Origin of the sequence: Herbaspirillum sp. Sphag64, assembly GCF_014192645.1 — a bacterium.
Lineage (GTDB): Bacteria > Pseudomonadota > Gammaproteobacteria > Burkholderiales > Burkholderiaceae_D > Herbaspirillum.
Genome location: NZ_JACHYE010000003.1, coordinates 159,942 through 179,011, shown reverse-complemented (window position 1 = coordinate 179,011; position 19,070 = coordinate 159,942). Strand labels below are relative to the sequence as shown.

The 19,070-nt window shown below is 54.4% G+C and carries 14 protein-coding genes; 7 read left to right on the top strand and 7 right to left on the bottom strand.

Features of this window, described 5'->3' with window-relative positions; translation table 11 throughout:
* Nucleotides 1-31: 31 nt before the first annotated feature.
* The 4 genes from FHW66_RS07980 (at nucleotide 32) to FHW66_RS07970 (ending at nucleotide 3,154) form a co-directional block, all read left to right on the top strand.
* On the top strand, nucleotides 32-616 hold the full coding sequence (locus FHW66_RS07980) for a flavin reductase family protein (protein WP_183379238.1): 585 nt from the start codon (nucleotides 32-34) through the stop codon (nucleotides 614-616).
* A 114-nt stretch (nucleotides 617-730) separates the two neighbouring features.
* Nucleotides 731-946 (top strand): hypothetical protein, encoded by a 216-nt coding sequence (locus FHW66_RS21210; protein WP_221196946.1) that lies wholly within the window; start codon nucleotides 731-733, stop codon nucleotides 944-946.
* 6 nt (nucleotides 947-952) lie between these two features.
* On the top strand, nucleotides 953-2,266 hold the full coding sequence (locus tag FHW66_RS21120; protein ID WP_221196947.1) for a methyl-accepting chemotaxis protein: 1,314 nt from the start codon (nucleotides 953-955) through the stop codon (nucleotides 2,264-2,266).
* A 417-nt stretch (nucleotides 2,267-2,683) separates the two neighbouring features.
* Complete coding sequence (locus FHW66_RS07970) at nucleotides 2,684-3,154, top strand: nuclear transport factor 2 family protein (protein WP_183379237.1); 471 nt, start codon at nucleotides 2,684-2,686, stop codon at nucleotides 3,152-3,154.
* A 13-nt stretch (nucleotides 3,155-3,167) separates the two neighbouring features.
* On the opposite strand, the gene FHW66_RS07965 is transcribed toward FHW66_RS07970, so the two are convergent.
* Nucleotides 3,168-4,148 carry a GlxA family transcriptional regulator gene (locus FHW66_RS07965; RefSeq protein ID WP_183379236.1) on the bottom strand — a complete coding sequence of 327 codons (981 nt, stop codon included), beginning with the start codon at nucleotides 4,146-4,148 and terminating at the stop codon, nucleotides 3,168-3,170.
* A gap of 176 nt (nucleotides 4,149-4,324) precedes the next feature.
* Here FHW66_RS07965 and FHW66_RS07960 point away from each other — a divergent pair, with 176 nt between their 5' ends.
* Nucleotides 4,325-5,080 (top strand): alpha/beta fold hydrolase, encoded by a 756-nt coding sequence (locus tag FHW66_RS07960; RefSeq protein WP_183379235.1) that lies wholly within the window; start codon nucleotides 4,325-4,327, stop codon nucleotides 5,078-5,080.
* Between the two features lie 220 nt (nucleotides 5,081-5,300).
* Here the strand turns inward: FHW66_RS07960 and FHW66_RS07955 are convergent, their stop codons facing one another.
* Both FHW66_RS07955 and FHW66_RS07950 read right to left on the bottom strand, forming a co-directional pair.
* Nucleotides 5,301-5,813 carry a hypothetical protein gene (locus tag FHW66_RS07955; protein ID WP_183379234.1) on the bottom strand — a complete coding sequence of 171 codons (513 nt, stop codon included), beginning with the start codon at nucleotides 5,811-5,813 and terminating at the stop codon, nucleotides 5,301-5,303.
* Nucleotides 5,814-6,328: 515 nt separating this feature from the next.
* Complete coding sequence (locus FHW66_RS07950) at nucleotides 6,329-6,871, bottom strand: hypothetical protein (RefSeq protein WP_183379233.1); 543 nt, start codon at nucleotides 6,869-6,871, stop codon at nucleotides 6,329-6,331.
* Nucleotides 6,872-6,888: 17 nt separating this feature from the next.
* Here FHW66_RS07950 and FHW66_RS07945 point away from each other — a divergent pair, with 17 nt between their 5' ends.
* Nucleotides 6,889-7,230 (top strand): hypothetical protein, encoded by a 342-nt coding sequence (locus FHW66_RS07945; RefSeq protein WP_183379232.1) that lies wholly within the window; start codon nucleotides 6,889-6,891, stop codon nucleotides 7,228-7,230.
* Nucleotides 7,231-7,329: 99 nt separating this feature from the next.
* On the opposite strand, the gene FHW66_RS07940 is transcribed toward FHW66_RS07945, so the two are convergent.
* Together FHW66_RS07940 and FHW66_RS07935 are read right to left on the bottom strand one after the other, a co-directional pair.
* The gene (locus tag FHW66_RS07940; protein ID WP_183379231.1) at nucleotides 7,330-7,845 is read right to left on the bottom strand and encodes a hypothetical protein; all 516 of its coding nucleotides are present in this window, start codon (nucleotides 7,843-7,845) and stop codon (nucleotides 7,330-7,332) included.
* The gene (locus FHW66_RS07935; RefSeq protein ID WP_183379230.1) at nucleotides 7,845-9,587 is read right to left on the bottom strand and encodes a hypothetical protein; all 1,743 of its coding nucleotides are present in this window, start codon (nucleotides 9,585-9,587) and stop codon (nucleotides 7,845-7,847) included. Before FHW66_RS07935 ends, FHW66_RS07940 begins: the two co-directional genes overlap by 1 nt.
* Before the next feature lie 278 nt (nucleotides 9,588-9,865).
* Between FHW66_RS07935 and FHW66_RS07930 the strand changes: the two genes are divergently transcribed.
* Nucleotides 9,866-10,207, top strand: coding sequence for a hypothetical protein (locus FHW66_RS07930; protein ID WP_183379229.1), 342 nt, complete (start codon nucleotides 9,866-9,868; stop codon nucleotides 10,205-10,207).
* A 120-nt stretch (nucleotides 10,208-10,327) separates the two neighbouring features.
* On the opposite strand, the gene FHW66_RS07925 is transcribed toward FHW66_RS07930, so the two are convergent.
* Nucleotides 10,328-10,786: a hypothetical protein gene (locus FHW66_RS07925; RefSeq protein WP_183379228.1), complete on the bottom strand. Its 459-nt coding sequence runs from the start codon at nucleotides 10,784-10,786 to the stop codon at nucleotides 10,328-10,330.
* Nucleotides 10,783-19,068, bottom strand: coding sequence for a hemagglutinin repeat-containing protein (locus FHW66_RS07920; RefSeq protein WP_183379227.1), 8,286 nt, complete (start codon nucleotides 19,066-19,068; stop codon nucleotides 10,783-10,785). Before FHW66_RS07920 ends, FHW66_RS07925 begins: the two co-directional genes overlap by 4 nt.
* Nucleotides 19,069-19,070: the final 2 nt, after the last annotated feature.

The window sequence follows — 19,070 nt, the reverse complement described above, 5'->3', positions numbered from 1 at the left end:
TCCAGCCACTTTGCCAAGAAAGGGGTAACCCATGTCCTCGTTCCTGCCAGTTGACCTTGCCCATGCCAGCCGCCTGATCAATCACGGCCCGACCGTCCTCGTCACCAGCTGCAGCGCCGACGGCAGCCAGCGCAACATCATGGCCGCCGCCTGGTCGATGCCAGTCGAAATCTCGCCACCAAGGATTGCTGTCGTCATCGACAAGCACACCTACACCCGCGAGCTGATCCACGCCAGCGGCAGCTTTGGTATCTGTATCCCGGGCGTCGTCAGCACCGACTTCACCTATGCCGTTGGTAGCAGCAGCGGGCGTGACACCGACAAGTTCAAGAAATATGGAATTGTGTCGTTACCCGGCAAGGAGCTTGGCGTTCCTTTGCTGGAACAAGGCTGCGTCGCATGGCTGGAGTGCCGCCTGATTCCTGAGCCGCATACCCAGGATGCCTATGACACCTGCTTCGGCGAAGTCGTCGCAGCAGCTGCCGACAGTCGGGTCTTTGCGCAGGGCAAATGGATGTTTGGCCCGGAGAATGAGGATCTCCACACCATTCACCATCTCGGTCGAGGTAATTTTGTACGCGCCGGGGCCATCATCCGGGCGCGTCAGCCTGAGTGAGGGCAAACCACCACGCCCGCCAAGAGGTCGCCAGGTTCCGGGAACACTGATTGCCGTCATGAGATAGCGGCAGCAAGTCAGTGTTCTTTACAATAATTTAAACAAGGGACCACCATGAAGCTGCGTAACCGAATCATCCTGCTCTGCATCCCCACCTTGTTGGGCATCATCATCCTCTCGCTGGTCTCGCTCAACTCCCTCAGAAACACTCTACTGGAACAGCGCAAGGCCGAGTTGACAGTACTGGTGACACTGGCCAAAGCCGCCATGGAAAAGACCTACGCACTAGAGCAATCCGGACAGCTCACCCATGAGCAGGCACTGGCCTAGGGCAAGATGATCATCGGCAGCTTCGTCAAGGATCAGAACTACTACTTCGTGCGCGGCTTCACCGACGACATCAACTATGTCCACCCCAACCCCAAGCGCGTTGGCATCATGGACAAGACCGGTCGCGAAGATGGCGCTCGCTACCGCACAGCCATGGAAGGCAATGAAGTCGGCTTCGTCCAGGCCGAAGGCACCCGCCCCAACACCACTGAAAAAGTCCAGAAGCTCTACGCCGTCGTCAAGTTCGCCCCCTGGGACTGGATCATCGGCTTTGGTGCCTACATCGACGACATCAATCAAGAGTTCATGCGCAGCGCACTGGTGCTGCTGATCATTGGTGGCATTCTGCTAGCCGTCATCGCCGCCGTTGCCGTGCACACGCTACGTAAAGTGATCGGCCAGTTGGGTGGCGAGCCTAGCGACGCCATGGAGATCGTCGAGCGGATTTCGCAAGGCAACCTCGCCGTCGACATCAGCCTGCAAGGCAAAGACCGCCACAGCCTGCTACGCTCCATCAAAACCATGCGCGACAGCCTCTCCTCCATCGTCAGCGGCGTGCGCTCCGGGACCGACACCATTTCCACCGCCTCCAGTGAAATCGCCTCCGGCAACCTCGACCTCTCGGCACGCACCGAGCAACAAGCTGGTGCCCTTGAAGAAACTGCTTCCGCCATGGAAGAACTGACCGCCAACGTACGCCAGAATGCCGACAATGCTCGTCAAGCCAACCAGCTCGCCGTCTCCGCCTCCGAAGTCGCCGTCGACGGCGGAGCCGTGATCGACAAGGTGGTCCTCACCATGAGCGAGATCAACAGCTCATCGAGCAAGATCGTCGACATCATTTCCGTCATTGACAGCATTGCCTTCCAGACCAACATCCTCGCCCTCAACGCCGCAGTAGAAGCTGCCCGCGCGGGCGAGCAAGGACGCGGTTTTGCCGTAGTTGCCTCCGAAGTGCGTACCCTGGCCCAGCGCAGTGCCAACGCCGCCAAGGAAATCAAGGAACTGATTGAAGACTCGGTAAGCCGCGTCAACGTCGGCACCGAACTGGTTGAACGTGCCGGAGGCACCATGCAACAGATTGTCTCCAGCGTGAAGCACGTTGCCGACGTCGTCGCCGAAATCAGCGCCGCCACCCAAGAGCAAAGCACCGGCATTGAAGAAGTCAATCGCGCCATCAACCAGATGGATCAAGTTACCCAGCAAAATGCCGCGCTGGTCGAGCAAGCCGCCGCAGCAGCAGCCTCCATGCAAGAGCAGGCCGCACAACTGGCACAACTGGTGAGTGTGTTTGTGCTGGAAGGTAACCGCAGTCATTAATTGTCAGTCACCGTCAGACAGGAAGCGCTACAAGCACGGCCGTTACAGGCCGTGCGTTGGGTTCAGGCTAGCAAGAACCTGGGATTCCACCCGCACCGACAAAAAATGCTATTGAGCCCAATAGCTCGCTGTGCGTGCCTAATCGTTTGAAAATCACGATTCCCATGCCCTTATCCGCGAGGAGAGAATCGGTGCATTGGAGTGCTAGCTATACATTTTTGGAAACCGGAAATCGGGTGGTTCATGCTAATAAATCAAAATCCTTCAATTTTTGAACGGTACTTTCGTATTCAGCGTCTCAACAACAGAGAAAAAGCACCACACAACTGTCATTGCATAAAGTGGATAATTCATCGACACTGGCATCTGCAATCTGCTTGATGCCATGCCCAATTTCAACAATGCCGCCGATATCTCATGCACCCTAACGCCGAATTGATCACAACCTTCTATCAGGCCTTCCAGAAGCTGGACGCAGAAACCATGGCGCACTGTTACGCGACCGATATTGTGTTCAGCGATCCTGTATTTCCGAAATTACATGCGCAGGAAGCTGGCGATATGTGGCGCATGCTGACCAGCAAGGCACAAGATTTTTCATTAACCTTTGACGGCATCGAAGCAGACGACCTACAAGGAAAGGCCCATTGGGTTGCCACCTATACGTTCTCGCAAAGCGGTAATCGGGTGGTCAACGATATCCAGGCCCGGTTTGTATTCAAGGATGGCAAAATCATTGGCCATACCGACACCTTTGATTTCTGGACATGGGCGCGTCAGGCGCTCGGCCTGAAAGGCGCGCTACTGGGCTGGAGCAAGCCATTGCGCAATGCAGTACAAGCCCAGGCTGCCAAAGGGCTTAAGGCTTTCCGCGCCAAACGGCAATAGTGCTCACCCTAACCTATCCCTGCTTCAACAACTTGAACGTGCGCCGATAGTTCGCCAGCGACACGCCCACCAGCCGCTGGAACAGACGACCGAAGCTGACCTTGTCCTGATAACCGACCGATTCAGTGATCCGATCAACGCTCCAGCTTGTTTGCAAAAGCAGGCGCTTGGCATGCTCCACACGCGCTTGCTGCAGCAGTGTCAACGGAGACAATCCCGTCTCCTTTTTTACACGCCGCATCAACGTTCGTGGACTAATATGAAAAGCCTCGGCAACCAGCGTAACATCGTAAGGAACCGCCAGCCGCTGCGCAAACCAGTCACTTAACACGCTTGAGAATGAGGGTGCACTATCGGCCAGCAAACGGCTATCCACGTATGGCGTCTGGCTGGTCCGCGTAAAGTTCAATAAGGCAATGCGCGCGGTCGCCTCTGCCACCGCAATACCATACAGCTGCTTGACCATGTGCAGCGCCAGGTCAAACACAGAGCTAACCGCAGCCGTGGTCGTCACGTTATTGTCTTCCAGCAGAATCTCGCCCGCATCCACTGTCGTGCCCGGGAAGCATGTAGCCAAATCGTGCGCAAACAGCCACGAAGTCGTCACCTTGCGATCGTCAAGCAAGCCTGCCGCGCCAATCAAAAAGGCACCGATGCACACCGAGGCAATGTGCGTCCCACCCTCATAGGTTTTTTTGATATACGCCGCCTCGGGCGCAAGTCTGGCCAGCTTATCGGGCCAATCCGCATCACGTCGGGTCTCCATACCGGGCACAATTAAAAAGTCGAATTTCCCGCGCGGCCGACTGAATCTCATCCTTGTACCACCCGATACCGCGACTTCCCGCCCCTCCACGGCAACGATGCACACCTCAAGTTCAATCGCCACATCACGCGCAATATCGCAAGCAATACCCAATGTATCGCGCATGGCAAACAACTCCGTCGGAATACAGCCGTTATAGGCCAGAATAGCGATGCGATAAGTTTGCATTGACGGTTTAGACCTTAAATTAGTCATTATTGACCAGAGCCAGGCGATGAAAAACAAGTATTCTGAAGCCATGGGATTGAAACCGAATCTCTCACCAAGAGTTGAACAAAATACGTTCGAACGCCGAGCTACCTGGACTTCAACTCATTCTATCAATACAAACGACAAGGAAATGTATGAACCGCTATCTCGCAATGCTGATCGCAACAAGTATTTTCGCAAGCGCCAACTTTGCCAACGCTGCCCCACCAAGCGCGGTAAAGAATATTGTCCTGGTACACGGCTCCTTCGCCGATGGCTCAGGCTGGCGTGGTGTAGCAGACATCCTGGAAAAAGACGGCTATCACGTCTGCGTTGTCCAACATCCAGAGACCTCCCTTGATGACGACGTCGTCGCCGTCAAACGTGTCCTGGCGCTGCAAGATGGCCCCGCCATTCTGGTTGGCCACAGCTATGGCGGTGTCGTCATTACCCAAGCCGGCACGGACCAAAAAGTTGCAGGGCTGGTCTATGTTGCAGCACTGGCGCCAGACGACGGTGAAGCCGCAGGCCAATTACTGCAGAAGATTCCCGCTGCATCGCAAGCGGTCACCCCAACCGCAGATGGCTATCTGTACCTCAATCCGGCGAAGTTCCACGCTGACTTCGCCGCAGACTTGCCTGAGGCGGATACCCGTTTCATGGCGCGCTCCCAGGTGCTGACAAATGGCGCCGCGTTTGGTCAAAAGATCGTCAACCCAGCGTGGAAGAGCAAACCGAGCTGGGGCATTGTCGCCACCGAAGATCGCGCCATCAACCCAGAGCTTGAGCACTTTATGTACAAGCGCGCCGGATCACACGTAAGCGAAATCAAGGCAAGCCACGCTGTTTATATCTCACGACCAAAAGAAGTCGCCGCAGTCATCGAACAGGCAGCAACTTCTGCAAAATAAACAGGATGTAGGGCAATAGCACTATTCTGCTTATCCAGACATCAATAAGCAGAATAGTGTCTACAAAGGCTGACACGCGCTTTCTCAGCATCGTCTTTTGCAGCAGCGCCATGTCAACGAGAAGTGAGAAAGAGATGGCCGGCAAGTGCGGCCTAAGTGATTTGAAATTCCCTACTGTCCGAACAATGCCAAAATAACTCGCAATCTACTTATCGGGCTTTCAGTCAGCGACACGCCGTAAAGCGAAAGTAAGTTCATTTCTAGAAGAACCTCGAAATTTCAAAAGAACCCCCTCCGTAACAACCATCGTATCTGTCATCATTCCAAGCAGACCTTGATATTTTATTGTTTCCGGATTGGTGACATTATATAAACGAAAATACACATCCTTGTAGGTTGGATGGGCATATGTGCAATAGACAGATTTACGGATAGCAGGCTCCTCACCAACAACATATCCAGTGCACATTGCCGTTCCCGTATTCAACACAAGATCTTTACCACCATTTTTGTAAAACATCAGGATGGGGAGATTTCCCAATCTGTCGACCACAATCCGGTCCACCTTATCGTGATCTAACCTTGAATCCACCACCTCGTAGGTACCAGCCAGAGCATCAACCGCAGTGGTCAAATCTTGCCGCATCTTTTCCTGAGACCGAGGATCTTTATACGGTGTAATACAGGCAGAGAGCAACACCGGCACCAAACCAGCTATTAATAACTTCTTCATATTTATTTTCTGTAGTTTTTTTTGTAATTTTCAGTTGCACATGACGAGTAAGCCATGAAATCATAAAAAATATCGCTTTACTGATACCTTTTATATTTCAAGACATAGCACGCGTAAAATTCGTTGCGGATTATAGCCAAGCAACTCGTCAATATCATTTATTTATCGAACAAAAGAACGCAATAAATTATTAAAAAATCAATTTATTCGTAGTTATTCACATAAACTCGATGCAATGCTCCCAATGGTTAAACCAACAGCATGCAACAAAATCAGATGCAGCATCAACAGAATCTAGCCGACTAAAACTCCCCTTACTCAGCCCACTTGCGCGACCCAGGAATGGTTTGAAGCACCTCCCACAGACTATGCGTAAAAAACAACTGCGACGATCACGCTAATAACGCTGCCGACGTCTCAGTACCTCCGCATAATTCGCTTGACGCTCACCCAGCAAAAAAAAGAGTAGTCGGCAGCCCCTGACAAAAAGGAGATCGGGTTTAGCAGCGAGCCTTCTAATACGCTTGGACCGGCAAGTACGCTGCCACTCTGCTCAAGAGTATCTTTTTATTGTCTAAAGCGGTTACTCGGAATAAAGCGACTGCTGGCAGCTCCTCGAAATTTGTGCCATCTTCGAACAGCACAGTGAACCCGATGCGCTCGGCGTAACGAGCCAAGCTGCCTTTCTCCACAACGACCCAATCACCGGTTTTAGCCGCACGAAGTCCGGGAAATGGCATCGATACCGTCGACGTCGACAACGCACGTTCGTAAGCATCGATCATATCAATGAGCTTGGTCTCTCTTTCCTTACGAATGCGTTGAATTGATGAAAGCGCGCTTTCCATCATCGAAATTTTGGAGCATTGTTCATCAATATCCCTGTTTCGACCTGTAATGCGCATTTTCAGAGGACCAAGCTTGTTCCAGCAAACAATCCCAGCGTAGAAAGAAAGTATTGACCTTCGGGTATGCCGGTTGCCGTGGGAGCCGGTTCGCCAACCCTGTCTTGTGCCCGCCTCCCTTATTTGGCGATAAGCGGCGGGTAATTTCTTCAACTACCCCGGAGGCTTATATGCCTTGTACCACCACGTCTGACAAAAAAACCATCCCCCCTCACCACGAAGACTTCCGCTGGATTCACGGCCCCGGCCGCGAGGAAAAATTCGCTGACTTCATTGAACTCACCCGCGACATCAGTGCAGGTATTACCTCCTGCATGCAAATTATTTATGCGCGTGATTTAGTCAATGAGATGAATCAGGATACTGATACTGATTCTGAACCTGAGGCCGCGCCATCGATTGGGAAATCGGATAGCGCTAACTTGTATCGCCTGTCGCTGGCAGCAGCAACGTTATTGCGCGATGTGTCGGAGGAACACATCGCGCGGTTGAACAAGTTTTGGGATGAATAATTGAATTTCAGGGAGGGGCTTGCACGGTGCTGGTTTGGTGCCGTGCAGGTTATAGAAGTGAAACACGAAATTTCGGACAGATCACCTGGGGGTGTAGTATTAACGCGCCCAAAAAGGCTCGCCTTCAAGCGCATCGTATTCTTCAAGTGGGCGCATGTTTTCAGCAGTGAACCAAGGAATGTCTGTAACAATGAAACGAACAGGCTCATACTTGTAGCCCGCATATGACTTGAACATTTCATAGCTATTTTTAGCAGACTCGCAGCAACGAACGAAATTTTCAAAAAACCTCTCAAAAACATCTGCCAGTGTCCCTTTGGATGTGTCGAGTCGGTTATTCGTCGCGGCCTTCGTCTCTTCGTAATCTTGCCAATCAATTGCATTGCTGGGCAAAGCAGCAAATTTATTCCTAACTTGCTCCATCAAGACCAATGCAGCGTCCAACTCGTTCAATCGGAGATAGCGCTTGTACAGTCGATCAGATAGCAGGCTCCAGTCCTGCTCCGAATGCTTCGCCACAACGAAAGTATTTAGACAGTCAAAGAACAAGTGAATATCTGTTTTTGAACCCAGTTCGCTTAACAAACTTCCGCCTGCAAGACCAATAGTCCCCATCACTTATCCTTAAATCGAATGTTGTTCGGACTGACTGCGCCATTTGATCGCTGAACGATCTGCAACCGAATTGCGTCCAATTGCTGCGTCGCAACAGTCTGTCCCCGAATATCAATAACAACCGTCTGCGTCATTCCAGCCGGCAAGTTCGCTGCACGGTCTATCGCTTGTTGTGAAACGTTGTTAACCAAGCCGTTCGAGTTGGTAGCAATGTTGTAATTTTTCACCTCAACACTGCACACATTGCCTAGACAATAGTCCGGTCGAACGCTTCCTGAGGTGCCGTAAGGTACTTCTTGACCATTTTTGAAACTGACCTGTGGACGTGCACCCGGTGGTAAATCTGCTCCAACGTCAATCTCGGACTGTCTCGGAGTGGGACGGCTAGTCGCAGCAACATCAGCGGCATTGGTCTCAACAACCCTACTCGCATTTGGGGCTTCACTACCTGCCCCCCTCCCCTTAATTATATTCGCAGCATTTTTAAGCGCACCACTCTTCAAGGACCCAGCCATTGCCACCAAGGTCTGAGGATCAAGTACCAACGATAGCTGCGCGGTGAACTGTTCCAACATGGAGGAACTCGCCCCCAGCTTCTGGAAGTTATCTAGCTGTGCATCAACATCTGTCACTTGTTGAATGGCTTTTTGCTGGAGATAGGCTTTCTGTTCATCCGTCTTCGCATAAACGGTCGCCCAACCAACATCCATCGCTGCACTCTGCGCAGCCGCCATCATTTGCAGGCAATTGCTGTAACTTGCGCTTGCCCCTTCACACGCTGCTTTAAGCTTGCTGTTGAAATTAGCCGTCGCCTTTTCTGCACTGGCTTTCACGGTCGCGAAACAACTTGGATCGCTGCTGGCAGAGCAGGCCCGCATCCCTTGCATGAGTTGCTTGCCGCCATTGGTACCTAGCGCATTATTCTCCGTTTCCAGCTGCGCACTTGTGGTCGCTGTGCTAACACTGCCTGAGCCTGCTGCCGTCGCAATACCGGCAACAATGTTGGTGACCAGATTCTTTCTGGCTTCCTTTTCTTCATTCGTCAGGCCATCTGCTGCGCCTAACAGGTTATTAATGATCGTACCCGCAGACGCTCCCAGTGCTCCGGCTGCGCAATTGGTGCCACGCCCTGCTGATCCCGCGCAACCGACGATCCCTTGCAATGCCGTTCGCGCCGATTCACTCCCTAGATTGTCGGCAATCGATTTGACCTGCTCGGCACCGAGTGCCTGCAGATAGTTCACCGCAGCAGACTGCGCAAACTCCACTGTGGTGGCGCTTACGTTACCGGTAATGGCACCGATCACGGCAGTAGCATATTTACGATAGTCGCCTCCGGTAGACCATTCATTGGCGCTCACATATTGATCCAGCAAACTGCGGATGCGTTCAGGGTCTTGCTGTCCCTCCGGCTTCGCATTCTCTTCAATGAGCGCCTGCTGTGCCGCTGCTTTAGCTGCATCGGCTTCTTTGGCTCGGTTCATCAAGAAGTTGCCAGCTTCTCTGGAGACCGCATTTACAATCGCAAAGTCGGCCTCGATCTCCTGTTGATTGAAGATGGGCTTGAGGGCATTGCTGCCATCTTTGGTGCTGCTGACATCCCGATTAATACCAGCTACTGTCTGCTCAACGGTCTGACCAGTCAGCTGTGCTTGTTGCTGGGCATTGGTAATCGTGATGGCGCCGCCGCTGATGCCACTGCGGGTGCTGCTCGACGACGAGCCACTGGCCGAAGCAACCATCGGGATTCCTGCTGTCGTACTTGACGCAGTTGGATCATCCGCCTCATACTTCACCCGTCTCTGAAAAAGAAGAGACCGAGTTTGGAAGCTCGAGAAAGAAGGCGGACAACCGCCATCGGCGGTATTTTTTTGTCCGCACCACGTTGCACGTCTCTGGGCAGCAGTGGTGAGGAGGCTTCGGCCTGCCGTTTTCTTCTTTTCGGTCTTCCAACCTTGCCATTTGCTGCCCACCCGTTTGGAAGCGGGTGGGCAGTACTAACCCAAAGAAGGAGGCTTATATGCCTTGTACCACCACGTCTGACCAAAAAACTATCCCCCCTCACCACGAAGATTTCCGCTGGATTCACGGCCCCGGCCGCGAGGAGAAATTCGCTGATTTCATTGAACTCACCCGCGACATCAGTGCAGGTATTACCTCCTGCATGCAAATTATTTATGCGCGTGATTTAGTCAATGAAATGAATCAGGATTCGGATATCGATTCAGACACTGAGGCCGCGCCATCGATTGGGAAATCGGATAGCGCTAACTTGTATCGGCTGTCGCTGGCAGCAGCAACGTTATTGCGTGATGTGTCGGAAGAACACATCGCGCGGTTGAACAAGTTTTGGGATGAATAATTGAAAGTCAGGGAGGGGCTTGCACGGTGCTGGTTTGGTGCCGTGCAGGTTATAGAGACGTGAAACACGAAATATTGAACATAACTCCTTACAATTTCCACTAGTGTCAATGACGATTAGTCAAAAAAATGGAAAAACATCAGTTGTCTCCAACTGCATGATCGCAGTTTCGTATGTGTCAAAGTCATCAGATAACCATTCTTCATGATCTCTACGCACGTGAAATTTGACAACCACACTAAAATCATCAACAGACAAAATTCCGACCAGAGAAATATTTTTAAATTTCCTCCTCCATTCAACAAAAATTTCATTTATAAATTTAATTGCCTGAACCAAAGTATTTTCATTACTATAATCTTCTATATGGATAGAATTAAAAAAACATTCGCATCCAGTTTTATCAGGAAAATTATTGATAACAGCATTTGTATTACGAGGCAAAAGAGAGCAAATAAAATAGCAATTATTTTTAATAACAAATCCCTGCCTAGCCATCGCATTTAATTCATTATCAATTTCAACAGAAAAATCAACATTTACAAGAATTTCCCTCATCAAATAATTAATTTTCATCATTCACCCCCCAAATATTTATTAAGTCCTTTTTGAATTGCCGACTTAAAGCTTGAATTATCCAAAAGATTATTAACATATTTTGGCGCATCAGGAAATGAATTTGTATTTGGATCATATAGATATTTATTACCATCATTATCCTGATAATGAATCTGCCCCGGACGCTGCCCTGGATTTGGATTCTCAACATCGATACGTTCCTTCCCATCCCCTTTCCAAATTGTCTTACTTGCCACCTTGGGGCCATTTGCCCCAAGCATTTCAGAATTAGAAATTTGACCATCTGGGTCGCCCCCACTCCTCCCCTTAATTATATTCGCAGCATTTTTAAGCGCACCACTCTTCAAGGACCCAGCCATTGCCACCAAGGTCTGAGGATCAAGTACCAACGATAGCTGCGCGGTGAACTGTTCCAACATGGAGGAACTCGCCCCCAGCTTCTGGAAGTTATCTAGCTGTGCATCAACATCTGTCACTTGTTGAATGGCTTTTTGCTGGAGATAGGCTTTCTGTTCATCCGTCTTCGCATAAACGGTCGCCCAACCAACATCCATCGCTGCACTCTGCGCAGCCGCCATCATTTGCAGGCAATTGCTGTAACTTGCGCTTGCCCCTTCACACGCTGCTTTAAGCTTGCTGTTGAAATTAGCCGTCGCCTTTTCTGCACTGGCTTTCACGGTCGCGAAACAACTTGGATCGCTGCTGGCAGAGCAGGCCCGCATCCCTTGCATGAGTTGCTTGCCGCCATTGGTACCTAGCGCATTATTCTCCGTTTCCAGCTGCGCACTTGTGGTCGCTGTGCTAACACTGCCTGAGCCTGCTGCCGTCGCAATACCGGCAACAATGTTGGTGACCAGATTCTTTCTGGCTTCCTTTTCTTCATTCGTCAGGCCATCTGCTGCGCCTAACAGGTTATTAATGATCGTACCCGCAGACGCTCCCAGTGCTCCGGCTGCGCAATTGGTGCCACGCCCTGCTGATCCCGCGCAACCGACGATCCCTTGCAATGCCGTTCGCGCCGATTCACTCCCTAGATTGTCGGCAATCGATTTGACCTGCTCGGCACCGAGTGCCTGCAGATAGTTCACCGCAGCAGACTGCGCAAACTCCACTGTGGTGGCGCTTACGTTACCGGTAATGGCACCGATCACGGCAGTAGCATATTTACGATAGTCGCCTCCGGTAGACCATTCATTGGCGCTCACATATTGATCCAGCAAACTGCGGATGCGTTCAGGGTCTTGCTGTCCCTCCGGCTTCGCATTCTCTTCAATGAGCGCCTGCTGTGCCGCTGCTTTAGCTGCATCGGCTTCTTTGGCTCGGTTCATCAAGAAGTTGCCAGCTTCTCTGGAGACCGCATTTACAATCGCAAAGTCGGCCTCGATCTCCTGTTGATTGAAGATGGGCTTGAGGGCATTGCTGCCATCTTTGGTGCTGCTGACATCCCGATTAATACCAGCTACTGTCTGCTCAACGGTCTGACCAGTCAGCTGTGCTTGTTGCTGGGCATTGGTAATCGTGATGGCGCCGCCGCTGATGCCACTGCGGGTGCTGCTCGACGACGAGCCACTGGCCGAAGCAACCATCGGGATTCCTGCTGTCAGTCCACCAGCGCCACCCGCTGTAGGCAAACTACTACCGGGCACTTGCGTTCCACTCGCTTCCGTCTGGCCCTGCTGATTTTGTCCGACTGCATTGCCTTTGCCGCTATAACCAAAGCCTACACCAACGCTTTGTGCATCGTAGTGGGCACTGTTTTGAATATCGCTTTGTGTCAGCGTCGCAGTGGTCAAACTATTCTTATTATTTACTACGGCCTGATCGCTGCTGGCGATCACACCGCCTATGAGATCAGTATTGCCTGCTACGTTGACCTGGAACCCGCCGTCACCAGCCTTGATACCTGACTGTGCCATGACGCTGGCATAGTCACTGTTCATTGTTGACTGGCTGTAATTGATGCTGCCACTGGCTTTACCAACGCCGACAGACACACTACCGCCTAGACTCTGCTGTTTACTGTTGTAGGTATTGGTGTCTTGCAGACTGATAATATTCAAATTGCCAGCACCGCTGGTGCCAACATCCACGACGACCTGCTGCCCACTGGCTACCGCACCCTTCAGGGTGGTGTCGCTACCTGAGCGCAGCGTAAGCTGGTTACCGGCATTTACCGTGGTATTCACGTTACTCAGGTCGCTACCGTCACCGCGGCCTTTACTACCCGATGCACTGAGGTTGAGGAGCAAGCCGTCGGTTCCGTAAGAGATACCAATCGAACCGCTGATACTCTTGTTGTCGCTGTGTTGTGAACTGGTGTTTTGTGCTGCCAGTAAGTTAATGTCGTGGTCCGCCTGTAACTGCGCGTTGAGACCGGCAGTAATGCTGCTGCCCTGTATGGTCAGGTCGCTGGCATTTCCTCCACCGGTGGCAGAAATATTGAGGTTGCCACCCGCCGACACGGTTGAGCCGCGTGCAGTCGTGCTGTCCTGTACGCTGTGGCTCTCACTCTTGCTAGTGCCGATGCTGGCAGAGACATTGATACCACCTACCTTGTCGGCCGCTGTGGCGTCACGGGTCGCCGCTGTGCCATCGGCGTTAACGCCACCAGTGGCAATCTGGTTATCAACACCATTGATGGTGCTGCCCTGTCCAGCTTGAACCGTGTCGTACGTATTACTGACAGCCAACGCGGCGGCCGCTGCGGCCAATCCTTTCATGCGGTTGTCGCTGGTCTTGCTAGCCGCCTGACTCATTTGCTGCACTGTCTGGATGGCGCTGATGACGGGGCTGCTAATAGCAAGCGTCAACCCACTTTGCTGGAACTTGACCTCTTGTTCGCTATGCTGAGACTCGGTGGCCGCACTGATATTGACCGTCTTCGCAGCAATATTGATATCTCCTCCCGGGGCCACCACATCACTGCCGGTTTGCTGGTAAATCTGCCCGGCCTTCAGGTTGATATTGCCTGCCGTGCTGCCAACGGTGGAGGCAGCAACGCTGGTGCTGGTGGTTTGCTGATCCTGGCTTTGCTGTTGACTGCCAATGGTGATGCCAATGCCGCCTGAGGTGAAGAGGCCGGACTTTTTGTCTTCGCGGAAGCTGCTCTGGCTGGCAGTTTCTGTCGCGGCTACGATGTTGAGGTTGCGCTGGGCCGTGATGCTGGTGTCGTTGTCGCCGACCACATTGCTGCCCACCACATTGACGTCTTGCCCGGCTTGCAGCTTGACGGTGCTGCCACCAAAGCTGGACGCAATGGCTTGCGTACTGCTCTGGCTGGTGCGCGAGGTGACGCTGGCCGATTGCAGCAAGCCATGGCCTTCGGCGTGGTAGCCCTGCGCAATCGACTGGCTGCTTTGACCGGCAGTGATATTGAGGTCATTGCCGGCACTGGCGCTCAAGGCACCGGTAGCTTGTACCGTGGCGGCACGGGCATTGAGGTCGTGGCTGGCGCTCAGTTCAACATCACCGCCGCCGCTGATCTGGCTGCCGCTTTCGCTTTGGGTGCCGTAGCGGAGATAGTTCTGGGCATCGCGGGTGCCGTCAACCTTGTCTATCGTTTGCACACTGGCGAGGTTGAGATCACGCCCAGCACTGAGCGCGGTGGTGCCGGACCCGGCGTTGCTGACGTTGGCAGCAGTGAGCGTGAGGTCGCGCCCGGCGCTGGCTTGTAAGCTACCTGTGCTGCCGGTCACATATAAACCAGCAACCCGGTCTACCGCTTGCAGCTGGGCAGAACTGCTCGTGCCGCTTTGCACCGTGCTGGCAACCGTGAGGTCACGCCCAGCCGATGCAGTGAGGCTGCTGGTGGCAGTGATGCTGCCGCCTTGGTTGGTGAGGTCTTGCTGGGCGGTCACTGCAACGCTGTCGCCAGTGATGTTGCCCAGGTTACTGACGTTGTCGGCGTTTAACTGCACCACCTGCCGACCGGCGATCTGGCCGCTGTTGCTGAGGTCACCCGTGAGTTGCAGGTTGACGCTATCACCAGTGAGCAGGCTGCCACTGCCGTCGAGGTCGCCGGCTTTGGCGCGCACGTAGACTTGCGGTACCAGGACGGTCTGGGTGCTGCCATCGGCCAGGGTCACGGTTTGCTGGACTAGCCAGACGATGTCGCTGGTCAGTTGCGCGACTTGCTGCGCCGTCAGGGCAATCCCGGGTTGCAGGTTGGCTTGCTTGGCGAAGGTGATGCCGTTGTCCATCAGCGCCTGGTATTGCGCTTCGTCACTGGTGTAATTGTCGAGGAAGCGGCGGCCGGTCAGTTGCGCCACTTGCTGGCTCACCAGTTGCTGCTCGTAGAAGCCGTCGCCTAAACGCTTTTGCGTCAGACTCGGGTCAACGTTGAGCTGTTGCGTCATGTAGCTGCTGCTGAGCCATTGCTTCTGGTTGGTGAAGCGCGGATCGGTGGTGATCAGGTAGTTGGCCGTGGCAGATGGGTTGAGCTGGTACAGGCTGGCGTTGGGCAGCTGGATCGGCTGGTTGCTGGTGCGCACGATGGCGGTGCTGCCGTCGGCGTTGGCGATGGCCGGGTATTCCAGAATGGCGCCGTTGCGGGTGCTGTTGCTGGTGCTGCGGGTAGCGGCACCACTGCTACTGCCGACGAAGGCGGTGTTACCGGCGCTTTGCGCCACGCTCAGGGTGGTGGTGGCGGGAATGGCCGCGCTGTAGCCCATGGTGCGGGTCTGCCAGACGTCACTACAACCGGAGAAGAACCCTCCGCAGTCCTTGCCGACGATGGCGTAGTCCTTGCTGGTACCGCTGCGGGTGGTGTCGACACTGACTTGCAGCGCCTGATTGTTGACGGCGGTGCCGGTGACGTTGAGGGCACCTCCTGCGAGGATGTTGCTGTTGTCGTTGAGCAGCTGCGTGCTGGCGTTGAGCGTCATGGCACCGCCACTGGCGATGCGGCCGGGGTCCGTGCTGGTGACTTGTGCCTTGTGCGTGGTTTCGGTGTAGTCGCGCCAGACGTAGAACGGCACGATCGCTGCCTGCAACTTGGCTTGCAGGGCGTTGATCTGGTCTTGCAGCGCTGCTGCGGCATCCAGCCCACCTGGGGCGACATTGAAAAATGACCAGATTGGATCGCTAGACCGGTAGTAGACGCTTGGGGGATCGCAATCACGGTCGCCACCCGGGCAGTAACCCGGTGAGATTGCATCAGGGGTGTTGTAGTACTTCACCTGACCAGCAGTGATGCCGGAGCTAGCCAGAATCAGCCGACCAGTTCCCATGCTGTAACCGGGGCTGGGGTAGTTGAGAACAAAGGCGACGGTGTTGCCGGGAATGACGGTGCCGTCTCCTTGCACGAAGTCGTTGACGGCGTAACTCTTGTCCACCACCACCTGATAACTCAGATGCTCATTGGTGTTGTTGATGGTGGCACTGGCAATATTGAGTGCGCCAGCAGCTTCAATAGTGGCGCTGTTGTTGTTGACAGTGGTGGCGGCACCGGTGGCTTGGCGGTTGCTGTCGAGGCTGCCGCCGATAGCCATGTCACCGGCACTGTAGAGCACTGCGTGCTCGCGGTTGGTGAGGTTGGTGACACCAATATCAAGCCGGTTACGCCCAGCGATGACACCGGCCTGCGTGCTGCCGTTGACGGTTTCGGTGTCATTGGTGAGATTAGTCGCGGCGATGCTGAGGGTGTCGCCGTAGATCCGGCCACTACCGATGTTGGTGACGTTACCGGCATTGATGCGGGTGGTGCTGCCATCGATCAGGCCGCGGTTGGTCAGCGTACCGCTGGCGTTGAGCTCGGTCTGTGCTGCCGAGAGCTGGCCGCCGGCGGTATTACTGATGTTGGGTGCGGTCACCGTGAGGCTGGTGGCGGCTTGCAGGACACCAGCGTTTTCAAAGATGCCGCTGCCGATGGTCAGATTGATCTGATCGTTGACCTGTACCTGGCCGTTGCTGTTGTTGAGTGCGGCGACAACGGCGTTGAGCTTGCCTTTGCTGCCGACGTAACCGCTGTTATTGAACCAGTTACCGGTGCTCAACAAGGCTTGCCCTTGCGACACGATACCGCCCTGCCCGTTCAGACTGGCATTGCGGGCATTGCTACTGACGTAGGCGGCGGCGTTGCTGTTGGTGAGTGCTGCACCGTGGGTGTTGAGGGTGAGGTTGCTGCCACTTTGCAGCAGGCCACCGGTGTTGTTGAGGGCACCAGTTTGCAGGTTCAGAGTCTGGCTGGCGAGGACCGTGCCGCCAGCGTTGTTGAGTTGCTGGTTGCCGGTATTGATGCTGAGATTGCGGGCGCTGATGCTGCCTGCTACCTGGCTGGCTTGTGCGGCGGTGGTATTGCTTAGACCGGTGTTGGTCAGCGTCATGTCCAGGGCTGACTGCAGTGTGCCGCTGTCGTTGGTGGTGCGGCCACTGCTGGTGATGGTGAGATTGCCTTGAGCCGTGGCGATCTTGCCTTGGGTATTGTCGACACTGGCAGCGGTGATGCTGAGGTCGTTATTGGCGACGACGCTGCCGCGCTGGTTGCTGAGTGCACCGCTGCTGTTATCGAGCGTGACGCCGAGGCTACCTGTGACGTTGATGCTGCCTGCCGTGTTGGTCAACGATTGGGCGTTAAGCGTGGTGCTGGCAGCGTTACTGGTGATGTTGCCACTGGTGTTGTCGATCCCTTGTGCGACCGTGATGCTGGCGGTACCGGTTGCAGAACTGGTACCGGAGTGAGCGATCTTGCCGCCGTTGTTGTTCAGACTGTTGGCGCTGATACTGAGCTTGTTGCCGTTGGTGGCAATGGTGCCGTTATTGTTGTTGATACTGCCCTTGACGCTGCTGAGATTGTCTTCGCTCTGCACGGCGAGCGTGGTATCGCCACTGCCACTTTGCTGCAACGTGCCAGATTGATTATTGAGATTGGCGACATTGAGGTTGAGCTGAGCAGCGCTCAACTGACCCTGATTATTGTTGAGCGTTTGCGTGCTGCTGCTGTTGGCCGTGACGTTGAGGTTGCCGCTGCTGGTGACCGTTGCACCGGCGGTGCTGACGTCGCCGCTGGAGCCAACGAGGGTGATGTTGGCGGCGCTGGTCTGGCTGTTGCTGATATCGGTGCTGGTGCCGCTGAGGCTGAGGTTGCCAGCGGCGAGGTTGCTGCCATTGGCGATCAGGCTGCCGCTGGTGGTGATGCTGAGGTCGGTACTGCCGAGATTGCTGGCGACCGCGGTGCCATCGGCTTGCAGCCCTGCCGCGAGTGTGCTGCCGGCGCTGCTGTTGAGGCTGGCGGCGCTGATGGTGTTGTTGCCTTGGGCGATCAGGCTGCCGCTGTTGCTCAGTTGACCACTGACATTGATGCTCTGGTTACCCCCCGCATAGACCTTGGCGCTACTGCTGTTGCTGAAGTCGCCTTGGGTGCTGATCTGGACATTGGCACTGGCTTGCAGGTTGCCGCTGTTGGTCAGCAGGCCATTACTTTGCAGGATCAGGTCTCCGCCACTGGCGCCAAGGGTCCCGGCATTGCGCATGCCAACACCGGCCTCGGTGCCGACCAGCACAATTTTATTGGCATACATGCCGCCAAGCTGGGCCACATCGACCGCAAACGATGGAGCAGGATTCTGCCCCGCCGGACTGCTGGCGGTGGCCTGGGTGTTGTCAGCATTGACCTGATTGATGCCGGTGGTGACGCGTAGCTCCTTGCTCCAGATACCGGCATTGATCTGTACGGCGCGGGCGATGATGTCGGTGTAGTCGGCCTGACTGGCATTGAGCCCTGCGCCTTGGACGATGACATTGCCGCCGTTGACCTGATACCCGGTGAGGTTGCCGCCGTTGAGGATGGGTGTGCCGGTGGTCAGCGTGGCGCGGTTGGCGTTGATGAAGCCACAGCCGTCGCAGGTAATGCCGGAGGGATTGGCGATGATGACCTGTGCGCGGTCGCCAGCGACTTCGACCGTACCGCCGAGCAAACTGGGGTTGCTGGAGTTGACCTGATTGAGAATGACACGTGCAGTGCCGTTGCTCAGATTGGGGTTGGCCTGCACCCAGCCCCCAAGCTGGGTCTGCACGTTACTGCGCGCGTTATTGAGAATCGCCCCCTGCTGCTGCACGTCGAATTGCGTGTAATTGTTGCGCGATACCCCGGCGGCGCTGGGGGTCTGGATATTGACCTGCGGCAGCCCGTTGGCGGTCGGCACAATCACCGGCTGCTGGTTCTTGGGTGCGCTGGGGTCGGCCACGATCTGGCCCAGTGCGGGCGGCATGGTCGATAACCCGGCAGCGAGCAACAGCACGGCACGGGAACAATAGAAGGCAAGACGAGACAGAAATGTGTTCATGG